We start from the raw sequence: 24,881 nt of genomic DNA on the forward strand, positions 1-24,881 counted from the left end.
CCATTACAGGAGACACATTCAAATGGCTTCACCTGTTTATCGCGGCGTATTTCCCGTCGCTCCGACCATCTTCGACGATCAGGGCCGACTCGATCTCGACGGCCAGAAACGTGCAATCGACTTCATGATCGATGCCGGTTCGCACGGCGTTTGCATACTCGCTAACTTTTCCGAGCAGTTCGCGCTCTCCGATGCGGAGCGCGACACCGTTCAGCGCACGGTGCTCGAACATGTAGCGGACCGCGTGCCGGTGATCGTCACGACCACGCATTTCAGCTCGCGCATTTGCGCCGAGCGCAGCCGCGCCGCGCAGGATGCGGGCGCCGCGATGGTCATGATCATGCCGCCGTATCACGGCGCGACGATTCGCGTGGGCGAGCGCGGCATTCACGAGTTCTATCGCGAGGTATCGGATGCGATCGACATTCCGATCATGATTCAGGACGCGCCCGTCGCGGGCACGCCGCTGTCCGCATCGTTTCTCGCGAAGCTCGCGCGCGATGTCGAGCATGTGTCGTACTTCAAGATCGAAACGGCGCAGGCTGCGTCGAAGCTGCGCGAGCTGATCGAACTCGGCGGCGATGCGATCGTCGGTCCGTGGGATGGCGAAGAAGCGATCACGCTGATGCCCGACTTCGATGCGGGCGCGACCGGCGCGATGACGGGCGGCGGTTATCCCGACGGCATTCGCAAGATTGTCGACGCGTACTTTGCGGGCGATACCGACAAAGCTGCCGAGTTGTATCAGCAATGGCTTCCGCTCATCAACTATGAGAACCGCCAATGCGGTCTCGCGGCATGCAAGACCTTGATGAAGGAAGGCGGCGTGATTCGCTCGGACGCAGTGCGTCATCCGCTCGCGCCGATGCATCCCGCCGTGCGCGAAGGTCTCATGAAAGTCGCGCGCAAGCTCGATCCGCTCGTGCTGCGCTGGGGACATTGATCAGCGCCGGCGCTTCTTCTTCGATTCGGCCTTGATTGCGGGAACGCCGACACGTTCCCGCAAATACTCCACAGTCCGCGCGCAACGTGCGGGCAGCGGCCATTCCGCGCGCCGGATGAGCCACAGCGTATCGACCACGGGCGCGCCGCATTCCACGACGCCGATCGCTTCCGGCTGCCCGAACGCGATGCGCGCATAACGCGGTATCACCGTGAAGCCGAGACCGCGCGCGACGAATTCCAGTATGAGGCTGATCTGATTGCTGAAGCCTTGCCGGCGCAGACTGCCGACGCCCGGATTGCCCGGAAAACGCCGGCTCAACAGGCGGCTCGCCGTCATATGCGCTTCCGGATAGTCGATGAAGCCCAAGCGTTCGAGATCGCTCCACTCGTGCACGTCTTCGTTCGCAGGCACGATGAGTTCAAGCGGCTCCTCGATGAACTTGCTTGCCGCAAGACGCGGATCGTCGGGCTTCAACGCGACGATGCCGAGATCGTAGCGGCTCTCCAGCACGGCTTCGAGCACTTCGGAATCCGGCGCGAAGCGATGACGCATCTTCCATTCAGGACGCTGCTGCTGCAAATCCAGCAGCAGCGGAAACAGCACGAGCCCGATACTGCCCGGCGTGATGAGACCGATCTCGCCGGCTTCGTCCTCGCTATCCGACAGGCGCGACGCGAGACGCTTGCGGGCCAGCTCCATCTCTTCGCAGTAGTCGATCAGCGCCCTGCCCGCCGGCGTGAGTTCGATGCCGCGCGGACGGCGAATCACGAGCAGCCCGAGTTCGTCTTCGAGATGACGGAGGTGCTGGCTCACGGCCGCCTGTGTCAGATCGAGCCGCTCGGCGGCGCGCGTAAAGTTGCCGAGATCGACGAGCGCGAGAAAGGTGCGTAGCCATTGCGGATTGAGCATCACAAAATTTTATCGAATCGATAATCTGCAGATAGTTTTCATTATGACACTGAACGGGTAATCTGAACGCCTTCATCGATTCAGAGAACCCCAGATGTCAGCACTCTTTACTCCGTTCAAACTGAAAGACGTCACGCTGCGCAACCGCATCGCCATTCCGCCGATGTGCCAGTACAGCGCCATCGACGGCTTCGTCAATGACTGGCACTTGAGCCATTACGCAAGTCTCGCGCGCGGCGGCGCGGGCCTCGTGATCGTCGAGGCGACCGGTGTCTCGCCGGAAGGCCGCATCACGCCGGGCTGCACGGGCCTCTGGGACGACGCGCATATCGAAGGCATGAAGAAGATCGCGGAAGCGATCAAGGCGGCGGGCGCGGTGCCCGGCATCCAGATCGCGCATGCGGGCCGCAAGGCGAGCGCGAATCGTCCGTGGGAAGGCGACGATCACATTTCCTCCGACGATGCACGCGGCTGGGACACGCTTGCGCCATCGGCGGTTGCGTTCGGCGGCGGGCTGCCGAAGGTGCCCAAGGCCATGACGCTCGACGACATCGCGCGCGTGAAGGCGGACTTCGCGGCAGCGGCGCGTCGTGCGCGCGAGGCGGGCTTTGAATATCTCGAACTGCACTTCGCGCACGGTTATCTCGCGCAAAGCTTCTTCTCCGTCGATGCGAACCAGCGCGACGATCAATACGGCGGCGATCTCGCCGGACGCAGCCGTTTCCTCGTCGAGACATTCGATGCTGTGCGTGAAGTGTGGCCGCAGAACTTGCCGTTGACGGCGCGTTTCGGCGTCATCGAATACGATGGCCGCGATGAAGCCACGCTGAAGGAGTCCATTGAACTGACGAAGACGCTGCGTCGCAAGGGACTCGATCTGATGAGCGTGAGCGTCGGCTTTTCCACGCCCGATGCGCGCATTCCCTGGGGTCCGGCGTTCCTCGGTCCGATCGCGGAACGTGTGCGTCGTGAAGCGGAGATTCCGGTTGCATCGGCGTGGGGTTTCGATTCGCCGCCGAACGCAGAACACGCTGTCGAGTCGGGTCAACTCGATCTCGTGATGATCGGCCGCGCGCACCTTTCGAATCCGCATTGGCCCTATCAGGCGGCGAAGCAGTTGAAGGTCGAGAAGCCGTCGTGGGCCTTGCCTGCGCCGTATGCGCATTGGCTCGAACGCTACGCCGTTGCGGAATGACGTCGTGAAAAATAAAAAAGCGCGCGACGGTTGCGCGCTTTTTTTATTTGACCGGCTGCATGCCGTGTTTGATTTTCGTGGCGTCCGTATCGCTTGAATCGAGAAATTCAAGGAATGCGCGAGCCTCTTGCGGTGCGGCGGCGTTGACGCCGATCGCACCTTCGAAAACCGTCAGCGTTTGAATATCCGACGGTAACATGCCAAGCACGTCGATGCCTTCGAGACCGATCATCTCGCTCAGTTGCTGAAAGCCCAACTCCACTTCACCCCGCGCGATAAGCGTGCCCACCGCGACACCCGGCGGCGCCTGCACGATGCGCGCTGCGATGCGCTCTGCGACGCCCCAGCGCTCGAACAGACGCGTCAGATAAACACCGCTCGGCCCCGTTGAATACCCGATACTGCGCGCCGCGAGCACGGCTTCACGCACGGCGGCTTCATCGGCGATGAAAGGATGCGGCGCGCCCGACTTCACCGCGATCGCGATGCCCGAACGCGCGATGCGCACGCGGCTCGTTGCATCGACATATCCCGACGCCGCAAGACGATCGATCGCCTCCGATGCGAGCACGATGATGTCGAATGCCTCTCCATCCTCGACACGCTTGAACGCCGCGACGCCGCCCACCGATTCGATCGCGACACGCTGGCCCGACTGCGCTTCGAATATCGCAGCGAGCGCATCGAGCACGTTGCGCGTCGCCATCGAAGAAATACCGGTGATGCTCATGCGCATCAGTCGATATAGCGCAGACCCGCTTTTTCCAGCGGTTCGCGCATTTTGTACATGTCGAGGCCGAGCACGCCGCTTGCGAGCTTCGCGCGCTTCTCTTCTTCGAGCGCCTCGCGCGCCGTGGCGTTATCGAACACCTGTTGCGCCGATGCGGACGGCACGACCACGACGCCATCGTCGTCCGCGACGATCACATCGCCCGGCGTCACCGAGGCGCCCGCGCACACGACCGGAATGTTCACCGAACCGAGCGTCGCCTTCACCGTGCCTTTCGAAGAGATCGCGCGGCTCCATACGGGGAAGTTCATCGCCGTCAGCACGCGCACGTCGCGCACGCCGCCGTCGATGATGAGCGCACGCGCGCCGCGCGCCTTGAAGCTCGTCGCGAGAAGATCGCCGAAGAAGCCGTCGGTATTGTCCGTCGTGCACGCGGCCACGACGATATCGCCCGGCCTGATCTGCTCGGCGGCGACGTGCATCATCCAGTTGTCGCCCGGTTGCAGCAGTACGGTCACAGCGGTGCCGCTCACCTGTGCGCCGGCGAAGATCGGCCGCATGTAGGTCTTCATCAGGCCGACACGGCCCATTGCTTCGTGCACGGTCGCGGAGCCGAGCGCGCCGAGCTTGTCCGCTGCATCCGTATTCGCGCGATCGATGTTGCGATACACCACACCCAGTTCGTACATATCAACGTCCCTTTGCTTTGAGCGCCGCATCGAGGCGCGGATACACGCGGCGTGCGTTGCCTTCGTAAATCTTGTAGCGCGCTTCCGGCTCGATCTGCGCGGCTTCGACATAGCGCTTCGTATCGTCGAAATAATTTCCCGTTTCAGGATCGATGCCGCGCACCGCGCCGATCATTTCACTGGCAAACAAAATATTGTCGACCGGAATCACGCGGGTCAAAAGATCGATGCCCGGCTGATGATAGACGCAGGTATCGAAGAAGACGTTGTCGAGCAAATGCTCCTTCAGCAAAGGCTTTTTCAGCTCATGCGCGAGTCCGCGGAAACGTCCCCAGTGATACGGCACAGCGCCGCCGCCATGCGGAATCACGAACTTGAGCGCCGGGAAATCGCGGAACAGGTCGGACGTGAGGCACTGCATGAACGCGGTCGTGTCGGCGTTCAGGTAATGCGCGCCCGTCGTGTGAAAGCACGCGTTGCAGCTCGTGCTCACGTGAATCATCGCGGGGATGTCGTACTCGACCATCTTCTCGTAGATCGGATACCACGAGCGATCCGAGAGCGGCGGGCCCGTCCAGTGTCCGCCCGATGGATCGGGATTCAGGTTGATCGCGACATTGCCGTATTGCTCGACGCACTTCACGAGCTCGGGAATGCATGTCGAGATATCGACGCCCGGGCTTTGCGGCAACATCGCCGCCGGAACGAAGCTATCCGGAAACAGTTCGCTCACGCGATAGCACAGCTCGTTGCAGATCGCGGCCCACGTGCTGGACACTTCGAAGTCGCCGATATGATGCGCCATGAAACTCGCGCGCGGGCTGAACACGGTGAGATCGAGGCCGCGTTCGCGCATCAGACGCAGTTGATTGCTTTCGATCGATTCGCGCAGTTCGTCGTCGCTGATATGCAACTCCGATACAGCCGGAATCTCCGAAGGATTCTTGATGCCGGCAATCTGCCGGTTGCGCCACGCTTCGAGCGCTTTTGGCGCGGTCGTGTAGTGGCCGTGAATGTCGATGATCATCCGTTACTCCAGGTACTAGTGTGCTGCGGTCGTTTGTGCGTGTGCTTCGTCGGCGCGCGTGCGCTGCGCGACGAGAATCGAAATGGCCGCGAGCGTCGCGGGCACGGCGAGCATCGCGAGGATCGCGCCGAACTCCCAGCCGAGGCCGAGCAGCGCGCCGCCGAATGCCGAACCGAAGATGCTGCCGAAGCGCCCCATGCCGAGCATCCAGCTCACACCGGTTGCACGCGCAACGGTCGGGTAACGTCCCGGTGAGAACGCGTTCAGACCCGTCTGCGCGCCGCTCATGCAAAAGCCCGCTGCGAACACGAGCACCGCGAGCGACGACGACAGTGCGCCGATCCACGCCAGTCCGAGCACGCACACCGCGCCGCCGAGATACGCCGCGCTGATGACAGGCGCCGGACGCGCACGGTCCATGATCCATCCGACGATGATCGCGCCGATCGTGCCGCCGATCTGGAACATCGCTGTGACGTTCGCGGCCGCCGAGACAGTGAGGCCCGCGTCCTTCATGAGCGTCGGCAGCCAGCCGGTCAGCAGATAGATCACGAGCAGGCCCATGAAATACGTGACCCACAGCGCCGCCGTCATCAGGCCATAGCCATGCGAGAACAATACGCCGATGGGCCGCTTCGTCGGCAGCGGCGGCTCGTTCGATACGAACGTCTCGCTACCGTCGAACCGTGCGCCGCATACGCGGCCGAGCACCTTGCCGATGCGTTGCGACGTCGCGCCACGCACCGCGAGCAGACGCGCGGATTCAGGCAGCAGCCAGATTTGCAGCGGAATCAGCACGAGCGGCAACGCGCCGCCGAAGATCAGCACCGAGCGCCAGCCGTGCGCCGGAATGAGCCCGCCCGCGACGAAGCCGATCAGCGCGGAGCCGAGATTGAAGCCCGTGAACATGATCGTGATGAGCAGCGCGCGCTTGCGCTGCGGCGCGTACTCGGAGAGCAGCGTCGTCGTGTTGGGCATCGCGGCGCCGAGGCCGATGCCCGTCAGCACGCGCAAAAACGCCATGCCGGAAGGCGAATTCGTGAATGCGGTCGCGATAGTGAACACGCCGAAGAGAAACACCGAGGTGATCAGCACCCACTTGCGCCCGAGACGATCCGATGCCGGTCCCGCCGCCAATGCGCCGATCACGAGACCGATCGGCGCCGCGCTCATCACGAGACCGAACGCGGGCCGCGAGATATGCCAGTCCGCGATGATCGAAGGCGCAACGAATCCCATGATCGCCACGTCCATGCCGTCCGCCATCACGATAAGAAAGCACAGCACGACCAGCAGCCACTGGTAGGCGGAAATCGGACGTTCGTCGATGAAGCCCTTGATGTCGATCGTTTTGCCGCTTGTCATGGTCGTCTCCTGTCCCCTTCGTATTTAGTTTTTCGCCTTTTCCGCTTTATCCCAGTCGAGCTTGCCCGCGCCTTTGCCCGCGACGGAATACAACGCGCCGGGCGCATTGCGGGTCTTTTGAAACGCTTCGAGCGTTTCGCCGCGCATCGCGGCATAGATATGCAGATTCGACACACCCGTCACCGCGCCGAGCTTTTCGAGCATGAAGAAGATCACGCCGTAGTGAAGCAATCCGCGCCAGTCGCGCCGGCGAATGAGATCGCGCTCCTGTTCGCTGAGTCCCGCTGCTTCGAAACTCGCTTCTTCATTCGCCTTGAATGCCTCGCGATGCGCGGGCTCGACCATGCGATGCAGGTAATCGTTGATGCGATAAGCACGCACCGCCGTCTCGATGGAGAACGGGTACGTGCCTTCGAGCTTCTCGACATCGGTGAGTTGAACGGCCATCTTCTGACGATGACGCTCGACGATCGCGGGCCTCGTCTCGCTGCCCTCGCCTTCGTAGATTGCCGTGGCGATGCCCGCCATCGACGGCAGGTAATAGCTGCGATGCTTGCACACGACGTTCGACGACAACGCGCCGCGCATCGTCAGCCACATGATCACTTCGGCGCCTTCGTAGCCGCCGAGCGCCGCATATTCGGCGATGGTCATGTCCGCGAGTTGCTCGGGATCGCGCTCGAAGAGATCGAGAAAGCGCGCATCCCATTCCGTGTTGTTGAAGCCCGAACGCTCGCCATGCACCTGATGCGAAAGACCGCCCGTCGCGAGAATCGCGACCTTGATGTCTTCCGGATAACTTTCGATCGCGCGGCGCAGCGCTTGCCCGAGCTTGTAGAAGCGCCGCGCGCTCGGCACCGGCAATTGCAGCACGCCCATTTGCAGCGGCACGAGCTTGACCGGCCATTCGGGCTTGTGCGGGCAGAGCATCGAAAGCGGCGAGAAGCAGCCGTGATCGAGCGCCTTGTTCTGGAAGAACGACATGTCGAATTCATCGCTCATCAGCGATGTGCCGATATGCGCGGCGAGCGCCGGATGACCTTTGATCGGCGGAAGATCGCGCGCGCCGCCGCCTTCGTCCGCGACGCGCCATTCCGGTCCGACGCCCAGCGCGAAGGCCGAATAGTGGTCAAAAAAGAACGACGTGACGTGATCGTTGTAGATGGTGACGACGACATCGGGCTGCTTTTCCGCGAGCCAGTTCGCGAGCGGCGCGAAGTTCTCGAAGATCGGCGCCCAGACGGGATCGTCGCGCTTGTTCTTGTCGAACGCGAAACCGATGGTCGGTGTGTGCGAGGCGGCGATGCCTCCGATGATCCGTGCCATGTGCGCTACTCCTTCAGAATGCGTGGCCGAGCGGGCTTGCTTTAGGGAAACCGAAGCCGCAGGGTAGCGAGGAAGCGCACGTGACGGGTATTACGTGTTAACCAGTATTTTCCCTTTCTGAATAGGGTTTCCGCGAGCCGGAAGGCTGCTGTGGCGCGGCGTGCGAGACACCGCACAGAGGTTGCTCCGTCGATATACCGATAAACAAAACTGATGGCTCGTGAAGCAGGACGCAAGATTGGCCGCCGTTCAGCAATTGTTCGCGCTGCGCAAGCCGTTGAGAAAGGTCACGGCGATGATTCGCATGTCGAGTCCGAACGACCAGTTCGCCAGATAGTACAGATCGTGCGCCACGCGCGCTTCCATCTTCTCGATCCGGTCCGCTTCCTCGCGCAATCCGTTGACCTGAGCCCAGCCCGTGATGCCCGGTTTGATGCGGTAATGATGAACATGGCCTGACGCAGCTTGCTGATAAAGCTCGTCGTGCTCGGGCGCGTGCGGTCGCGGGCCGACCAACGACATGTCGCCGCGCAGTACGTTGAAGAATTGCGGCAACTCGTCGAGGCCCGTGCGGCGCAGCAGCGCGCCCACGCGCGTCGGCTGATCGAGGTGCATCGAACGAAACTTGTAGAGGGTGAAGACGCGCCCGTCCGCGCCTTTGCGTCTCTGCTTGAAAAGAACGGGGCCGCGCGAACCGAGTTTCAGCACGATTGCGATGCCAACCAGCAGCGGTGCGATGGCGATGAGCGCGAATAGCGCGAAGACGCGATCGAAAATATCTTTCCGCAGCAGCGCGCCATGCGAAAACGGCGACGCCACGAGATCGATCGCGGGCACGCCGAGGACTTCACTCACGCCGCTTTCGAAAAGCGCGAGGTTGCGCATGTCGGGAATGAAGCGCACGTTGACGAGATCATCGCGAAACGCGTTCACGAAGCGCAGGATGACGTGATCCTGCGACATCGGCAATGCGAGCCACACTTCATTGGCATACTGCTCGCGGACTTCGTTCACGAACGCATCGACGTCGTCGAAGACCGGTACGTGCGATGCAATCGGCGAGTCGGGCACTGCATTGAACAGCGCGATCGCGCGAATGCCCGAATGACTCGCGCGCTCGATTCGCATCATGACGGCTTCGCAGTGCCGGCCGCAACCGACGATCGCCACGCGATGAACGTTCATGCCGGGGCCGCGCATACGGAAGAGACGTCCCGCAATGAGCGCCGCGCCAGAGATCATCGTCCAGTGCGTGATCCACAGGCGCGACACGTCATCGAGCCGATAAAGCAGGAACATCAGCACGAGCACGCAGGCCTGCACGGCGAGCCATGCGAGCGTCACGCGGCTCGCCAGCAAGAACCTGCCGCGCCCGTGCCGTGACGCGTACACGCCGAAGCCCGGAAAGAGCAGGAGCGAGAACACGGCAGCGAACGCGGCGAACGGCAGACAGGAGCCTGCTTCAGCGATGTGTCCGAGCGTGATCCGCGATGCGGCGGCCGCGCCCGATACCACCACGGCGACATCGAAAAGCCGCGCCGGCAGTCCTTCTCCATCGCGCATGTCGTGACCCTGCCTTGAATGGCGTCAACTGCGGCCGTAGCAATCGTCGAGGCGCACGATATCGTCCTCGCCGAGATACGCGCCTGATTGAACCTCGATGATCTCGAGCTGCACCTTGCCCGGATTTTCCAGCCGATGCCGCACGCCGAGCGGAATAAACGTGGATTCGTTCTCGGAGAGCAGGAACTGATCGTCGCCTCGCGTCACGAGCGCCGTGCCGCGCACGACGACCCAATGCTCCGCGCGATGATGATGCAACTGCAACGACAACCGTCCGCCCGGCTCGACGACGATACGCTTCACCTGATAGCGCGCGCCGTGCTCGATCGAATCGAAGTAACCCCACGGCCGCCGCACCTTCCGATGCGTCTCGGCTTCCGGCGCATGCTCCTCGCGGATGCGTGCGACCAGCCGCTTGATGTCCTGCGCGTGCGAACGGTCGGCGACGAGAACGGCATCATCCGTATCGATGACGACGATATTGGCCGTGCCGACACAGGCAACGAGCCGCCCTCCTTCGGACCGCGCGTAGCTCGACGTTGCGCCTTCGAACACGACGCGTCCGCTCGCCACGTTGCCGAGCGTGTCCTTTTCCATCGCTTCCCACACGGCATCCCATGAACCGAGGTCCGACCATCCGGCCGCAAGCTGCACGACAACGCCCTTGCACGGAGCGTCAGCGCCGCCGATGTGCTCCATCACCGTGTAGTCGATGGAGTCCGACGGCACCCGCGCAAACTGATTCGGGCATGGACGAATGAGGTGCCCGTCCGACTTGCCCTCTTTGAGTGCCGCAGTGCAGGCGGCGTGCATCTCGCCGTTCAACTGGCGCAGCGCGTCGAGCCACACGCTCGCACGCACGATGAAGATTCCGCTGTTCCACCAATATCGTTGCGCGGCGACGTATTGCGCGGCGAGTTCGGCTGCGGGCTTCTCGACGAAGCGCTCGATCATATGCGCACCGTGATCGAGCGCCTCGCCGATGCGGATATAACCGAAGCCCGTATCCGGCCGCGTCGGTGCAACACCGAGCGTGACAATCATGCCGCGTTGCGCATAGCCGGCAGCGATGGCGATCGCGTCGTGCAGCGCGTGCACATCCGCAATGGAATGATCGGAGGGCATCGCCACCATGATCGCGTCGTCGTCATCGGCGATGATGGCCAGCGCGGCAAGCGTGAGCGCGGGCGCCGTGTCCCGGCGCGCAGGCTCGACGATGATCGTTGCCCCGACGCCACACAGCCGCACCTGCTGCTCCGTCGTGAAACGATGCTCCTCGCCGCACACGATGATCGGCTGGGCGTCGATATCGAAATCGCCCTTGAATCCGCTCATTCGAGCAACCGTCGCCTGGAGCAACGAATCATGTCCGATCACGCCGATCAACTGCTTCGGAAACTGCTCGCGCGACATCGGCCATAGCCGCGTGCCCGATCCGCCCGCGAGAATCACCGGGACGATCCGACGGCAAGACGAGATAGCAATTGCGTCTTCAGAACTCGCTGCGTATTCCATGACTGTGCTCCTTGGTTCTCGCATTTGTTTCATGCAAGCGGAGAATCGTTTCAGTTGATGCTTTCCTCGGCTGAACCGCCGCAATCCTCGCAAATGATCGCCAGATACTCCGTCTGGAGCGTGTCCCAGGTGACGTCATCGAGCGGTTCGGAAAGCGTCGCCAGATAAGCATGATGAAAAGCGGTCCTGTCCACAGGCGTCTGGCAGACGGAACATTTCGCGATCCGGTTCGGTCCGGGACGAGTGACCGGTATCTTTTCGCGGGCCATGACCCAGTCGACGCGGGATTCGAGGCATGCGCGCGAGCAATAACATTCGAGGCCGCGCAGGTTGAGGCTTTCCACGTAAGGCACCCGTTCTTCGAAGTGCAAGCGACATCGCTCATGGACGATCTCGTACACGCCCCCGTAGAAAACCCTGCGGCAATGAAAACATTCGAATTGATCTGACGGCACGGTTTCCACGGCGAATCCCATTTTATTAGTTAACCTTATTGCATTGCTGCACCGGAAAAGGCTGCCGGGCCGGACGTCAACCGGCAGAATGTCGGCAACCGCCGCACGCCGCGTCGACGCGGCACCGCACTTCACGTCTAGTTCGAAATGCCTTGATTGCTCTGCAGGACAGTGACGCTGATCTTGGCGCCGTGATCTTCTTTCTTGTAGACGCCGCTTCCGAACGTATTTCCCTGAATCGTGAAATAGCTCGTCCTTTCCGGATTCGCGCTCCAGTTGTCCGTCACGAGATCGACCGGAAAACCGGCCGTCCGATTCTCGACAGCCTGAAACTGCGAGTCCGAATTCGGATCGTCCGACCAGAGATAGAGGGCGGCCGAATCCGGCGGTTGAGTGACTTTCGATTCGATGACGTTCCTCGCCGCAAGTCCGAGTCCATTGTCATAGATTGATCCGATCTCGAGCGCGTTCATGGTGTCGGTTGCGGCACGCGTGAAGGTCAGTTGATTGTCCGTGACGGTCACATATCGAAGCGTGTTATCGCTGAACTCGACTCGGGTATCCGTGAGCTGGTTATTCAGGAATTCGAGTGTTTGCACGCCGCCGTAAGCCGTGTCGATGACACCGATCGCCTGGTCCGTGACGAACGTATTCCCGTTTATCGTCATGGAGCGATTGCTCGTTCCTTGCGAATCGTTGTACACGCGCACGTGCGGATAGTCCGCACGATTCTGATGCGATGTATTCCCGACGAAAGACACGTTATCGTTCCACCAAAAGCACGCGAAATTTCCGTTGGTGCAATTGCGCACACTGTTCTGACTCGCGCTGCTGTTGGTGCAGCCTTCGAAATCGATGCCGACGTCCGAAGCCGTGTCGACATGACAGCCGACGATCTTCACGTTGGTCCCCATCGATCCCCACACGCCCGCAACGCAGTTCGAAACCTGGACATTGGTGACCGTTCCATCCGCGCACTTGCGAGCGTTGACCAGCGCGCCATCCGCATTGGGACTCGAATCGCCGCCCCACCACTGCACGCCGTATGGCGCATTCGAGAATTTGCAGTCCGTCACTGACCATCCGACGCAATACTGAAACAGCACCGCCGCTCGCGGATCAGCGCTATTGGCGATATTCGTCGCGGTGCAGCCCGTGACGTGAACGTCGGAACTGACGTTGAAAGCCGCATTCGACAAGTCGCCCGACACGCTTTCGTAGGTCTGGCCGTCCGACGCGAAGAACATGGCGATAGCCATTCGATCCGCGCTGATCTGCTCGAGATTGACATTGACCACGCGCGTGCCGGCAAAGACGTAACCGCCCATCGAACCGCTGGCGTCGACGACAGAAAACCCTTGCAAACGAATGGCGCTGGAATACTGAGCGGCAAACATGGCGAAGCGCTCCGCGGAATTCTGCCGTGTCCAGGTCAGGATCGTGCCCGCTCCGGCGCCTTGCAGTTCAGTGTTGCTTCGCACGGTCAGTGCATCCGAGATCCGGAAACGGCCCACCGGCAGACGGACTTTCGTACTCGCGTTAAGCGCGGCCTGGATCGCGCAACCGTCGATCTCCTGATCGAGCGCCGTCACGAACGGATAGACCGAGCGCGCCTGATCGAGCGTCGTGTAGCGCGTGGAGAGCGGATGCGATGCCCCGTCCGCGATCGCGCCGAGTTGTGTGGGATCGACCCAGCCGTCCGCGGTGCTCACCTGTGCGCCCGCGCGCTGCGAAGCCGGCACGGCAGCCATGACGGCTGCGGCACCGGACTTGGCCAGGGTGAACAACGTTTCGCGCTTGCGCCTGTCCATGCTGCTCCCGCATCGAACTCGATTGGAACATCAGAAATATAGTCGTAACAACAAGGATCGTCCCATGTTCCGCAACGCGGGGGACATGGCCAACGACCATGCCATGTCCGCGAGGATCAAGACTGCGCCAGCGACGTAGGTCATCAGCGTGATGTCGAAAGCGCTGATCAGCCACAGGCAAACAAGCAACAAGACGACGTGTGCGAACATGCTCCGCAGCGCCAGCCGGAATGATGTGCGCGATAACTTCAAGAGAATCACGTAATCGAGCGAGACTCTGAAGACGTTCGCAACGGCCGCGCCCATCAACCCGAACTGTTGAATGGCGATCCAGAGCACGGCCACATAGACAGGGAGTTGCAGCATGCTGGTCCGAGCCGCCTTTCCCACGCTGACATGCGACTGGACCAGAATGCGCACGACGTCTGCCTGTCCGGCGATCCACATCGTGATGATGAGTATGCGCGCGAAAGGCGTCGCCACCGACGCGACTTCGTTTCCTACCCAGACATGCAGAAACGGCCCGACGGCGAGCATGGCGGCGAGCACGATCGGCGTGAGCACTGAGGCGAGAAACTGACTCGACTCCTGCATGAGCGTGGCGGCCGATGCGGAGTCGACCGCCGACAACCGCGGAAACAGCACCCGCTCGACCGCAAAGGCCAGGATGTTGAGGCGCGTGACGAGATTCTTCGGCACCGAATACAGCGCAACGAGCCGCGCGCCGAGCGTGGATGCGATCAGCACACGATCGATCGATTCCGAGACCATCGATGTGACCGTGCCGACGAACATCCATCCTCCGAAGTCGAACAGGCTCTTCACGACCTCGCGCCGCGGACCCATCACGCGCGAGACGCCCAGCATACGCGACGACTGCCACGCGAGTCGGGCAGCCGTCAGCAGCCGCATGAGAATAGCGGCGGCCAGCACGTTCTGGAACGTCGGGCCGATGACGAATGCGACACCGAGGGGAACGAGCTGAAACAGGACCGTGCCGAGCGTCTGCGTCGTGTTGAATACGCCGAATCGCTCGACGCCGGTTAGCGCTGCACCGAAGGCGCACGTGACATTCGCGACCGGGACCGCGAGCGCGAGCCAGGGCAATCCCATCGTCACTTCGTGTCGCAAGCCGCTTTCGATGCTCATGCAGCAGGATACGTAGAACAGCCCGCTCGCATAGACTGCGGCGCCCACCAATACGCCGATCATCAGGTTCGCCCAGACCACGCTCCAGAGCACCTCCACGGAGGCACGCGAATCGCCTGCCGAATGCGCCTTGCTGATGCGGTTCTGCGCCGCCACGCTCATCGTGAAACCGAGAATGCCGAAGTAGTCGATAAGAATCCATACGAGCGCCACGACGCCATAACGTTCGAGCCCGAGCGCATGGATATAAGCGGGCACCGTAGCGAGAGAGACGAACGCCGGTATGATGAGACCGGCGAAATTGATGACGATGTTCTTGACGAAGACTTTGTCCATTGGCGTGAGTTCGGCTATCGGTTATCGCTTGTCGTTACTCCGCCGCTTTCGAATGCATGCCGCGCGCATTCGCCATGTTCATGAGTCTCGCGAAGGATGGCACGGCTATCTTCCGGCCTCTGCACGATCATTCAATTCCGTGAGCACGGCCTCGATCTTCCGCGCGACATCTTCCCATTTGAAGTCTCGCGCGCGATCGATGCCCTTTTCGCCCATCACCCGGCGCAATTCGTCGTCGCCCGAAATGCGCCGGATAGCCTGCGCAATTTGCGGCGACGACAACGGATCGACCATGATCGCGACATCTCGCGCGATCTCCGGCATAGCCGTGCAATTCGATGTGATGACAGGCGTTCCACACGCCATGCTCTCTACGATGGGTAATCCAAATCCCTCATAAAGCGAGGGAAATATCAGAGCCTGTGCGCCCCGATACAGCGCCGCGAGTTCTTCCTCCGACAGGCGTCCCATGAATCTGACTCGATCCTTCGCCTTGAGCTCGTCGATATACGCAAGGATATCGGCGGAGGGAGAGCCCACGAAAAGCAGTTTGACGCGCTCTCCAAGGTTCGCTTCGACAAAGCCTTGAATCGTTTTTCTGTTGTTCTTGTGCCCCTTTCCGTTGGAAATGCCGAGGAAGTATGCGTCGCCGCCTTCAGCCTCGAAACGCGGACCGTCCTTTTGGAAAGCGTCCGACACGCCATTGCCCACGACTCTGATCTTCGTCGCGTTGATTCCCGTGAATTCCGCGAGCCGCTTCTTCGAGAATTCGGAGACGGTCAGTACCGCGCTGGCGCGACGGCAAACCGTCTTCAGAATCACCTCGCAATAGAGCTTCTTCAAAAACCAGAAGGAACACGGCACATCCACGTGAATCAGGTCATGCACGACCAGAACGCCTCGTCCCCGGTAAAACAAAGGATAGCTATACCCCGGCGAAAAAAAGATGGTCTTCGTTCGCGGGGAGAGCTTCATGCTGAGATATAGCCAGTCGAACGGAGAAGCGGGATTGCCGCGCAGCTCGGCTTGCGTGAGCCGCAGACAGTTCGACACCTCCGTAGCAAACCGGCCGATTCCGTGCATGCCCTTCCATCGGCCGTCAAAGATCACACCTTCCATGGCTGCTCCTCGCTTTCATCGCATCGGCCCGTACCGTTCGCTTGCAGGCGTCAATCGCCTCGTGAGGCGATGAGCTCCGAATTCAGACGGATGTATTTGTCGACCCATCCTCCGACGTTCAGATAGTCGTTCGCGGACTCCTTCACCGCGCGCCGCATGCCATCGAGATCTTCCTCGCCTTGCAGGAAGCGCGTCATGATCGCGCTGAGTTCACCCCGATTACCCGGTTCGAAGAGACGACCATTGCGCCCATCCGTGATCATCTCCGGGATACCGCCTCGTCTCGCGCCAATCACGGGCAAACCGAAGGCAAACGCCTCCGGCACGACAGTCGGGAGCGTGTCCTGACATACGCTCGGCACGACCAGAGCATCGATGCCGGGAAAGAAATCTGCTTGCTTTTGATAGCCGAGAAATCGAACGCGCGGATTCGCGAAGCGACGCTTGAGTTCTTCCTCATATTCCGCCTGGCCTCGTCCGGCAATCCATAGCTCCGCGTTCGTGTCGCTCAATGACAGAAACTCTTCGATCAAGATCGCCACACCCTTCACACGGTTGACACTTCCTATGTAACCGAACACGAACTTCCGCTGCTCGCCTGTCCCTCTTGGGAAAGGCTCGATATCCGCCACGTTCAGGTTTCGCGCGTTGTGAATCGCCAGGCGGCGCTTCGCCTGAGTGAAGTAGCCCGCCGATAGATGTCGATCCAGTACGAACTGGCTGACGCCCACCACGGCATCCGCATTGTTTGATATCGACCTGTGCGCGACACGAAGCACTCTGCAGCTGATGCACTGCGTCACGCAGTTGCGTTCGTTGCGGCACATGTTCGAGTTCGGGCAGATGAAATTCGCGCTGTGCAGCACCTGCACCGTCGGAATGCCGAGCGACTTCCCGACCGCGAGCACGCCCGCCGACCACCCCTCGGTTACGTGAACGTTCATTGCATCGGGACGTTCCTCTTTCAATATTCCTCTTGCAATCGCCAACATGCGCAGGTTCACGGAATCCATGGCATGCCAGATCATCTTCTTCCATAATTTCCGGGGGCTTTTGCTCCCGTGCCAATAGATGTTCCTGATCGGGACACGAATGACGGAGACGCCGTTCAACACATCGCGCTCGATACATCCGCCCTCTTTCGTGGTCAGCACCAGCACGTCATGGCCCCGGTCTCGGACGCCTTCGGCCAACTCTTGCAAGACGATCTCCGCACCACCGACGATTGCCGGCGGATAAAGCCCGCTAACGAACGCTATCTTCATGTTGGCCGCCTATGGATGTATCGTGTTGATCTCGAGAGACGGCGCCGGCGCTCAGGCCTTTCTGGTGATATTCAGTTCGTAACTCTCCGCGGAGTAACGATATCTTCCATAGCCGTAGCTGCGGCGTCCCGATCTGAGCTTCATACCGTTCACGACGACACCGTGCACGGACAGGCCAATCCGTTCGAGCCTGCGAATCGACTCTCGCAATTCACCGACACCCGTCACGCCCTGTTGTGCCACGAGGAAGGTCGTGGCCGCGAGACTAGCCAGTTGCAACGCGGCGTCGGTCGGGAGAATAGGGGCGGCATCGAGCAGCACGACGTCGTATCCGGCGCCCAGGCGCTCGATGATCGAATGCGCTTGCGGGCGCGCAAACAAGTCGCTCGGACTAGGGAACTGCGTGCCGGAGGAAACGAAGTCGACACCGGCGCACGCGTCACGGTGAATCACGTTTTCCGGCGTGCAAGCGCCGTACAGCAAATCGGACAAACCCAGGCCAGCGGGCAGCGCGAAATGACGGTGCAGGTCGCCTCGGTGCAGATCGGCGTCGACCAGCAGAACGCGCTTTCCTGCGGCGCCCAGGATCGCGGCGAGATTCACCGTGATGAACGATTTTCCAATGCCCGGCGTAGGCCCGGTGATGAGCACCACGTGATTCCGCGCGTCGGTCAAGGTGTGATCGAGCGCTGTCCGGAATCCGCGAATGCTTTCGATAGCGGGATCGATCACTGAAGACGTCGCCAGCAGGCCGCCTTTCGACTTCGGCGCGCGAATCGCCTTCGTCAGACGAGCTTCGTAGGGGCTATAGGGCACCGTTGCATAAACGGGCAGCCCGACATTCTCTTCAATCTCGGACGGCTCGTTGACTGCATCGAAAAGCTGCTTGCGCGTCAATGCAATGATGACGCCGGAGATCAGCCCGAAGAACAACGCGATGCCCATCAAAAGCATCGGCTTCGGCCAGAAGGGTTGATCCGGGACCACCGCGGAATCCACGAGCCTTGCATTACCCAGCTTTCCGGCCTTGACCACGCGAAGCTGTTCATAGGTATTCAGCAGCGAGGTATAGAGCGTGCTATTGACCTGAACATCGCGCTGCAACCGCAACATGTCCTGCTCCATGGGCGGCAGCATGCGCGATTGAGTGCTCAGCGAGTCCAGTTCCTTCTGCGCTACCCGCAACTGCGAATCGACCCCACGCACGGCCGGATGATCGCTTCGGTACAGCGCGAGCAGGTCGTTGCGTTTTTGTTCGAGTTCGACGCGCGTTTTTTGAAGTTCGACGGTGCGCTTCAGCAGGCTCGCCGCTTCGTCGCCGAGATTCACCGTTCCGTGTGCCGCGCGGAATTCATTGAAGCGCGCCTCGGCCACTTCGACTCTCTGCTTAAGATCCGGAAGCTGCGTTTCGAGGAAACGGATCGAGCGTGCCGCCTCACCCGACTTGCGTTCGATTTCCTGCTCGACATACGCATTCGCAACGGCATTGAGGATAGCTGCGGCCCGGATAGGATCGACATCGTCGAGCGACGCCTTGATGATGTTCGAATCCTTTCCTTTGTCGCTGATGGATAGCTTCTTGCGCAATGCCTCGATCGCCGCCACGGGCGAATCTCGCGTGAGATCGAATGTCGCTCCGGGATTTCCGTCCATCGCATCGACGCGCAATACGATCGGTCCGAGCGGCGTCGTGGCTTCCGTGGTTTGCCCTATCACGCCCTGAAAGCGGAAATCGCGATAGGACGCCTCGTATCGCCTGGCATCGAGTTTTTTCAGCCTGAACTTGCGGCCATAGAACTGCGGCGGCGTCTCGAATGCGCCGATATCGATGCGCTCCGTGCCCCATACATAGCCGCGCGGACCAGGCGTCGACAGCGTATCGCTCCAGCTCGCGATCTGCCGCCCGATGACCGGGAAATAACGGGGCGTCGCCACGACACCCAGATTGAGCTTGTCCACGGCCTGTGCAACGACGAGGCGCGAGCCGAGCACTTCCATCTCGCCCGGAGAATCCGGCTTGCTGTCGAACATCGATGAAACGTCGCTGAGTATGTTCTTCGGGCCGTTCGCGCTATCCGTCTTCTGAAATTGAATGAGGATATCGGCACGATAAACCGGCGTAGCCAGCAGCAGATATGCGGAAGCTATCAGCAGCGCCGATCCCGTCGCGGCGGCGATCAGCTTCTTGCTGTCATATAACCCATCGAGATGCAGCCCGATATGCGAAGACTGTTTTCCGCCTCCGCCGGCCAGACCGATAACGTCGATTGCCTTTTTCATGCTTTCCCCATCGCGCGCAACATTTGTCTGGTAACCGGCGGCGAAAACCTGGAATGTCAGGCTTCTGATCCATCCAGGCAGTATCGAATTCTTATGACGTGCAATTTCGATCGTTCAACCGCGAAAGCCGCGCATGCCGTCGGCAGCATCTTCCAACGTCATCTCGACCACGCACTCGTCCGATCGACCATGAATGATCCCTGCGGCTCGCGTGCCCGCGACACCTCCAGCATTTCTCGACGCGTTGAACTGCGCCCAACACGCATCGACGTACGAGCGAAACTCGTCTTTGAACCTTGTCGTGGAGAACTTTTCGGCATGGGCACGGCACACGGCCGGCGATATGCCATTCGGCAACTGCTCGAAACGATTGACAGCATCGACGACCGATTCCACCGTCTGATGGTCGAACCAGATACCCGTCCGCCGCCGCTCATCGCCGCTATGCACGACGGTCTCACGAGATCCGCCCTTGCCATACGCAATCACCGGCGTTCCACACGCCTGCGCTTCGACCGGCGTGATTCCGAAGTCCTCTTCGGCTGCGAAAACGAATGCGCGCGCGGACTGCATGTAGCGCTTAAGTTCCGGCAGCGGTTGATATCCGAGAATCTTGACGTTCGGCCCGGCCAACCTTTTTACTTTGTTCATCTCCGGGCCGTCGCCGATCACGATCAGTTGTTTGTCCGGCATGGACGAGAACGCTTCGACGACAAGATCGACCCGTTTATACGGAACCAATCGCGACGCAATGAGATAGAAATCTTTCTTTTCCGCGCACAGTTCGAATGTGTGAACATCGACCGGTGGATAGATAACAACGGACTCCCGGCCATAGACTTTCTTGATACGTCTGCCGATAAAGCCCGAGTTCGCGACGAAATGATCCACGCCCGCCGCCGTGCGATAGTCCCAGATGCGCAACTTATGCAGCATCCATCTTGCGATCAGGCTTTTCAGTCCCTTCGTGAGACCTGACTCCCGAAGGTATTGGTGTTGAAGATCCCATGCATAACGCATAGGCGAGTGCACATAGCTGATATGCAGTTGATCGGGGCCGGTCAGCACGCCCTTGCTCACGGCGTGCGCACTCGAAATGACGATGTCATAGCCGGAGAAGTCCCATTGCTCGACTGCCATTGGCATCAAGGGCAGATAGCGCTGATAGGAACGCAGCGCTCCCGGCAATTTCTGAATGAACGATGTGGTGATCTTCTTGCCGCGAAGAAACGCCGCACGTTCGACCGTTTCCGGATTCGCGACGACGAAGAACACGTCGGCATGCGGAAAGACCTCGAGCATCTGTTCGACGACTTGCTCCGAGCCGGCCACAGTGGAGAACCACTCGTGAACGATCGCTATCTTTCTGTTGTTCATAGAATCGACCCGGTTCAGGAACAATTTTCGACCAACGTTCAGTACGCCCCATCCTTCTCGAAGACCACTTTGAAAGTTCGCAGGAGAATGGTGACGTCGAGCAAAAGCGAACGATCCTTTACATAGGAAACATCGAGCGAGACCCTCGTCGCGTAGTCGATGTTATTTCGTCCGCTGACCTGCCATAGTCCTGTCATCCCTGGCTTGACCATCAAATAGAAGCGCGCGTCGGCACCATACCGAAGCAACTCCTTTTGAACGATGGGCCGCGGCCCGACCAGACTCATGTCACCGCGAAGTACATTCCAAAGTTGCGGAAGTTCATCGAGACTGGTTCGACGCAGAATCCGGCCAACAGGCGTGATACGGATATCGTCCTTAAGCTTGAAGTCGCGGTTCCATTCCTCTCTGGCCCGAGGATCCTTGGCGAGGAGTTCTGAAAGCACCGCGTCCGCATCCTTGACCATCGAACGAAACTTGAGGCACTTGAACGTTCGGCCGCCGCGCCCAATACGCTCGTGCGAAAAGATAGCGACACCGCCGTCCTTCGATACGATCCCGGCGAGCGCGATCAGGACCGGAAGCAGAACGACCAGCAAGGTCAACGATGCGCTGATGTCGATGGCTCGCTTTGTGAAGTCGCCGAACATGGAGCTCCGGTTCATGGAATCGACATCGCTGTCGTCGAAGGCTATGACGTGAGATCCCGCAGCCTGGCGGGAGACATCCGGAGCAAGGTAATCGTTATCGCCTGCGTACCCGGCCAGATCGCTCACGCCAGAACCCGACGAGCGCCGAACCGACGAATCCGAAGCGTTCACGCCGGTACGACTCTCGTGGGACGCTTCGAGCGGATTCGGTTGCTTTGACACTGATTGCCATACCTTGTCGACTAAGGCCATCGCTGTCCCCGGTTCGAAGTCACATGACGATTACATCAGCGTTCCGTGCTCAAGTTCATGAATGAAGCGCATGTTGCGCGCTTTTGATGTCAGCAGAGCGTGCCTTCGCCGCGCATTTCCCTAGCCCATGATGCGCGCACGGACTACGGTCCGATCAATACAGGCTATATGTATTCCTAACGTTCAGATGCAAATAGAATTGCCAACTGTTATCCCGGTATCGCTCGACGTCCCGGCATGACTTGAACGGAACCCGACGTCAGACGGTGAATGCGCGATTCGCCGCCAGTGCACGGCCGATACCGGCCAAGTGAAGGAGGCAACTTTGAAATGCGATCGATCGCACTAATGTGTACGCGTGGGAATCAGACTATTCGCGCTCATGCGCCCAGCACCGGCAGTTTCTTCAGTGCACCGTTGCCCTAGCATACTTTATGGACGAAAATTTTCCTGCCAACTCCTTGTTCAATCCTGCCAACCATCTCGACTCCGATCGTATGGAAGGATGGCGCGGAAGGGCTTCAGCAAAGCAGCGGCGGGGTCGAATTTTCGCATATCGATCTTCGTACCTATATCGCGTGTCATCGCACCGTTTTCTATTTGTTCTCTGGTAGCAATTGCACCTCGTTGGCGTATGTTCTATTTATCGTCTTGGTCTCTGGGCGTCCTTGATCGCGCGACGCATAATGCACAAACAAATACGCCTAGCAACACGCCGAAAATAAAGCATAAGACATGGGTAAAGATGCTCATCATTAATGATCTCTCTGCTCGATGAAATGTCAGAATATTTCATCGTAATTCTAGGGCGGCACCATCGCCCTCACCGGTCAATTGTCAGGACGCAGCGGCCGTGGCGCTTCAGGGAGGCGCTGCTGAAAGCGCAAGACTCCGCTCGCCTGATCCGGCGAAGCAACAGTTGAGCGATTCTCCGGGTGCTGTACGTTAGCGCGAATGCTGCGCCGCCGTTACCCCAACGAAGGAGGTACCCGCCAGTGCGTTGCCGTTTGGAGTCGACGCTTAATTTGGCGCGCCGTAGATTATAAGGCTTGAGTCTTACGGCTCGAGGGCTGACCGGCAGGGCGAAGGACATGAACCGCGCCGCGACAGGGGTTCACGGTTCGGCAGAGACACGCGAAGTTGGCGTTCCTCACAACATCGTTGGAACGAATGCGCGCGCGTCGTCGGGCGCGCATTGTGGCTACAGGGCATTCATTTAAAACTGCGGCGAGTATCCGGAAAGATTTCGAGCGTGCCGCAAGTATCGCAGGAAAACCGGAATGCCCGTCAATTGTGCGGCGAACCATGAAAGCGAAGCGTCATCGTCTATTACGATGGTTTTGAGGCGATACGGATCGCTGCGGCCATCGTTCCATCCAAGATCGCACGTACGGGCTGTCTTATAGCCCGCGTCTTTGACGAATCGGACCTCACGATCGGTGTAATTGCCATTCGGATAGGCAAAATGCTCGCAGCTTATGCCGAGCATGCTTTCGATTTCCGACTTGCAGACGGAAATTTCCTGCTCGCACTCGCTATCGTCACAACGCGTCAGGATCGGATGAAAGCGGGTATGCGCCTGGAAATCCACGAACGGTCGCATTTGTTCGAGTTGTACTGCTGTCAGGCCCGTCGCGTCCTCCGCAATGCACTCGGCTGAGCCATATTTTTCGAGCTCGGCCAGGCGCTCGCGATTGCTCAAGCGCTTGAGTCGCTCGATGCCGGCCTGTTTCGCAGCGGGCAGCAGCCACCAGTGCACAGCAGGCCGACCGACCAATTGGCTGCAGAGAAAGATGGTCGGACGTACGTTGTGTTTGATGAAGACAGGCAGGAGATCCGCGTTCCCCGCAGCGCCGTCATCGAATGTAATGGCGGCCCGAGGGCGTCCATTTCCCTGCGAGGCGACCTGACTCAGCGGGATAACATCGCACAGCGTCTTCACGTACGTCAGATGCTTATCCAGTGTCTCCGGTTTCGGATCGTGATAGAGGAGAACGGCAACGCGATCGCGCCATAGAAGGCGACGCGATGCAACGTCGAACCCAAAAGTCTTGATGCCGCGCGCCAATACTTCTTGCAGGACTATTCTGGAATTCATGTCCGTCCTCTCATCCCTCGAAAAATGTCGCTAGCCTATGCTTTCTTCTCGTTTGCGGGCACGGTATTCGGCAGGTGACATGGAGAACTGCTTCCTGAATAACTTCGATAACCTCTCTCCACTGCTCAGGCCGGTTCGGCGGGCTATCTTGTCAATGGGTAGTTCGCTGTTCGTCAGCAATTCGCAGCTAAGTTTAATGCGCGCGTTCAATAAATATTGTGACGGCGTGAGCCCCATTTGACGCTTGAAATGACGAGAGAAGTTTCTTCCGCTCATTGCGGCGGTCTGGGCCGCGTCAATGACAGAGACGGGCCTTTCGCAATTCCTTTCCAGCCAGCGCGCAGATTCCTGTGCCTTCTCGGCGGCGCTCGGCGTCGCAATCTCGCTCAACATGATCGACATGTGCTGGTTGTCGAGTAGGCGTTCTGCGGCCAACGATGCAACGTCGTAACCGAGATCCCGTTTCAGCAGGCCCAGCGCATACATCAATGCATGGCTGCGCTCTTCGCGAGGCCGGACGGGATAGTCATGCGTGAACAGATCGCGCCCTTGCGACGCGCATGTATTGCATGACAGGCCGGCCGCTGTCAAAAGCGCATGTCCGCTACCCAGCGCGCTGATGACAGCACTCATGGATGGCGCGGTCCTCAACAACTCGATGAGTCCGTCGTCCGCCAGCGCGTCTGCTACCCCGGCTCCGCCAGCGACGTATAGCGCGTCGCACGCGCGGGATCGCCGCCCGTCTAGGCGCTCGGTACATACACAGATGGACGACGAGCAAGCGACTATCCCTCCACGAGCCGACAGAAGAACAATGCTATAGG

Annotated in this window: 20 protein-coding genes; 2 read left to right on the forward strand and 18 right to left on the reverse strand. The window is 59.9% G+C overall.

What is annotated here, in order from left to right:
* Positions 1 to 22 precede the first annotated feature (22 nt).
* The gene (locus AWB76_RS06475; RefSeq protein ID WP_061159291.1) at positions 23 to 943 is read left to right on the forward strand and encodes a dihydrodipicolinate synthase family protein; all 921 of its coding nucleotides are present in this window, start codon (positions 23 to 25) and stop codon (positions 941 to 943) included.
* Here the strand turns inward: AWB76_RS06475 and AWB76_RS06480 are convergent, their stop codons facing one another.
* Complete coding sequence (locus AWB76_RS06480) at positions 944 to 1,855, reverse strand: LysR family transcriptional regulator (RefSeq protein WP_061159292.1); 912 nt, start codon at positions 1,853 to 1,855, stop codon at positions 944 to 946. It lies immediately after the preceding gene.
* Between the two features lie 94 nt (positions 1,856 to 1,949).
* Between AWB76_RS06480 and AWB76_RS06485 the strand changes: the two genes are divergently transcribed.
* Positions 1,950 to 3,050, forward strand: coding sequence for an NADH:flavin oxidoreductase/NADH oxidase (locus AWB76_RS06485; protein WP_061159293.1), 1,101 nt, complete (start codon positions 1,950 to 1,952; stop codon positions 3,048 to 3,050).
* A gap of 43 nt (positions 3,051 to 3,093) precedes the next feature.
* Here AWB76_RS06485 and AWB76_RS06490 read toward each other — a convergent pair whose 3' ends face one another.
* The 17 genes from AWB76_RS06490 to AWB76_RS42010 form a co-directional block, all read right to left on the reverse strand.
* Positions 3,094 to 3,780: a substrate-binding domain-containing protein gene (locus AWB76_RS06490; protein ID WP_208606540.1), complete on the reverse strand. Its 687-nt coding sequence runs from the start codon at positions 3,778 to 3,780 to the stop codon at positions 3,094 to 3,096.
* 5 nt (positions 3,781 to 3,785) lie between these two features.
* Positions 3,786 to 4,469, reverse strand: coding sequence for a 4-carboxy-4-hydroxy-2-oxoadipate aldolase/oxaloacetate decarboxylase (ligK, locus tag AWB76_RS06495; RefSeq protein ID WP_061159294.1), 684 nt, complete (start codon positions 4,467 to 4,469; stop codon positions 3,786 to 3,788).
* Position 4,470: 1 nt separating this feature from the next.
* The gene (locus AWB76_RS06500) at positions 4,471 to 5,496 is read right to left on the reverse strand and encodes an amidohydrolase family protein (RefSeq protein ID WP_061159295.1); all 1,026 of its coding nucleotides are present in this window, start codon (positions 5,494 to 5,496) and stop codon (positions 4,471 to 4,473) included.
* Between the two features lie 15 nt (positions 5,497 to 5,511).
* Entirely contained in the window at positions 5,512 to 6,861 is a 1,350-nt protein-coding gene (locus AWB76_RS06505; RefSeq protein ID WP_061159296.1) for an MFS transporter, read from the reverse strand.
* Positions 6,862 to 6,885: 24 nt separating this feature from the next.
* A complete protein-coding gene (locus tag AWB76_RS06510; protein WP_061159297.1) occupies positions 6,886 to 8,187 on the reverse strand; it encodes a gallate dioxygenase in 1,302 nt (433 codons plus the stop codon).
* A gap of 249 nt (positions 8,188 to 8,436) precedes the next feature.
* On the reverse strand, positions 8,437 to 9,750 hold the full coding sequence (locus AWB76_RS06515; protein ID WP_061159298.1) for an exopolysaccharide biosynthesis polyprenyl glycosylphosphotransferase: 1,314 nt from the start codon (positions 9,748 to 9,750) through the stop codon (positions 8,437 to 8,439).
* Between the two features lie 24 nt (positions 9,751 to 9,774).
* A complete protein-coding gene (locus tag AWB76_RS06520) occupies positions 9,775 to 11,265 on the reverse strand; it encodes a mannose-1-phosphate guanylyltransferase/mannose-6-phosphate isomerase (protein WP_061159299.1) in 1,491 nt (496 codons plus the stop codon).
* A gap of 50 nt (positions 11,266 to 11,315) precedes the next feature.
* Entirely contained in the window at positions 11,316 to 11,729 is a 414-nt protein-coding gene (locus AWB76_RS06525; RefSeq protein WP_157696069.1) for a hypothetical protein, read from the reverse strand.
* A 128-nt stretch (positions 11,730 to 11,857) separates the two neighbouring features.
* Complete coding sequence (locus AWB76_RS06530; protein ID WP_061159301.1) at positions 11,858 to 13,531, reverse strand: right-handed parallel beta-helix repeat-containing protein; 1,674 nt, start codon at positions 13,529 to 13,531, stop codon at positions 11,858 to 11,860.
* Between the two features lie 30 nt (positions 13,532 to 13,561).
* Positions 13,562 to 15,016, reverse strand: coding sequence for an oligosaccharide flippase family protein (locus tag AWB76_RS06535; RefSeq protein ID WP_061159302.1), 1,455 nt, complete (start codon positions 15,014 to 15,016; stop codon positions 13,562 to 13,564).
* Between the two features lie 105 nt (positions 15,017 to 15,121).
* The gene (locus AWB76_RS06540) at positions 15,122 to 16,135 is read right to left on the reverse strand and encodes a glycosyltransferase family 4 protein (RefSeq protein ID WP_061159303.1); all 1,014 of its coding nucleotides are present in this window, start codon (positions 16,133 to 16,135) and stop codon (positions 15,122 to 15,124) included.
* A gap of 50 nt (positions 16,136 to 16,185) precedes the next feature.
* Positions 16,186 to 17,400, reverse strand: a complete 1,215-nt coding sequence (locus tag AWB76_RS06545; RefSeq protein WP_061159304.1) for a glycosyltransferase family 4 protein — start codon at positions 17,398 to 17,400, stop codon at positions 16,186 to 16,188.
* A 51-nt stretch (positions 17,401 to 17,451) separates the two neighbouring features.
* Positions 17,452 to 19,680, reverse strand: a complete 2,229-nt coding sequence (locus AWB76_RS06550; protein ID WP_061159305.1) for a GNVR domain-containing protein — start codon at positions 19,678 to 19,680, stop codon at positions 17,452 to 17,454.
* A 114-nt stretch (positions 19,681 to 19,794) separates the two neighbouring features.
* Positions 19,795 to 21,057: a glycosyltransferase family 4 protein gene (locus tag AWB76_RS06555; protein WP_061159306.1), complete on the reverse strand. Its 1,263-nt coding sequence runs from the start codon at positions 21,055 to 21,057 to the stop codon at positions 19,795 to 19,797.
* Positions 21,058 to 21,095: 38 nt separating this feature from the next.
* On the reverse strand, positions 21,096 to 21,959 hold the full coding sequence (locus tag AWB76_RS06560; RefSeq protein WP_061159307.1) for a sugar transferase: 864 nt from the start codon (positions 21,957 to 21,959) through the stop codon (positions 21,096 to 21,098).
* A gap of 1,216 nt (positions 21,960 to 23,175) precedes the next feature.
* On the reverse strand, positions 23,176 to 24,057 hold the full coding sequence (locus AWB76_RS06565) for a polysaccharide deacetylase family protein (protein ID WP_061159308.1): 882 nt from the start codon (positions 24,055 to 24,057) through the stop codon (positions 23,176 to 23,178).
* Between the two features lie 30 nt (positions 24,058 to 24,087).
* The gene (locus AWB76_RS42010) at positions 24,088 to 24,690 is read right to left on the reverse strand and encodes a helix-turn-helix domain-containing protein (RefSeq protein WP_244173240.1); all 603 of its coding nucleotides are present in this window, start codon (positions 24,688 to 24,690) and stop codon (positions 24,088 to 24,090) included.
* Between the last annotated feature and the right edge of the window lie 191 nt (positions 24,691 to 24,881).

The organism is Caballeronia temeraria, from assembly GCF_001544795.2.
GTDB lineage: Bacteria > Pseudomonadota > Gammaproteobacteria > Burkholderiales > Burkholderiaceae > Caballeronia > Caballeronia temeraria.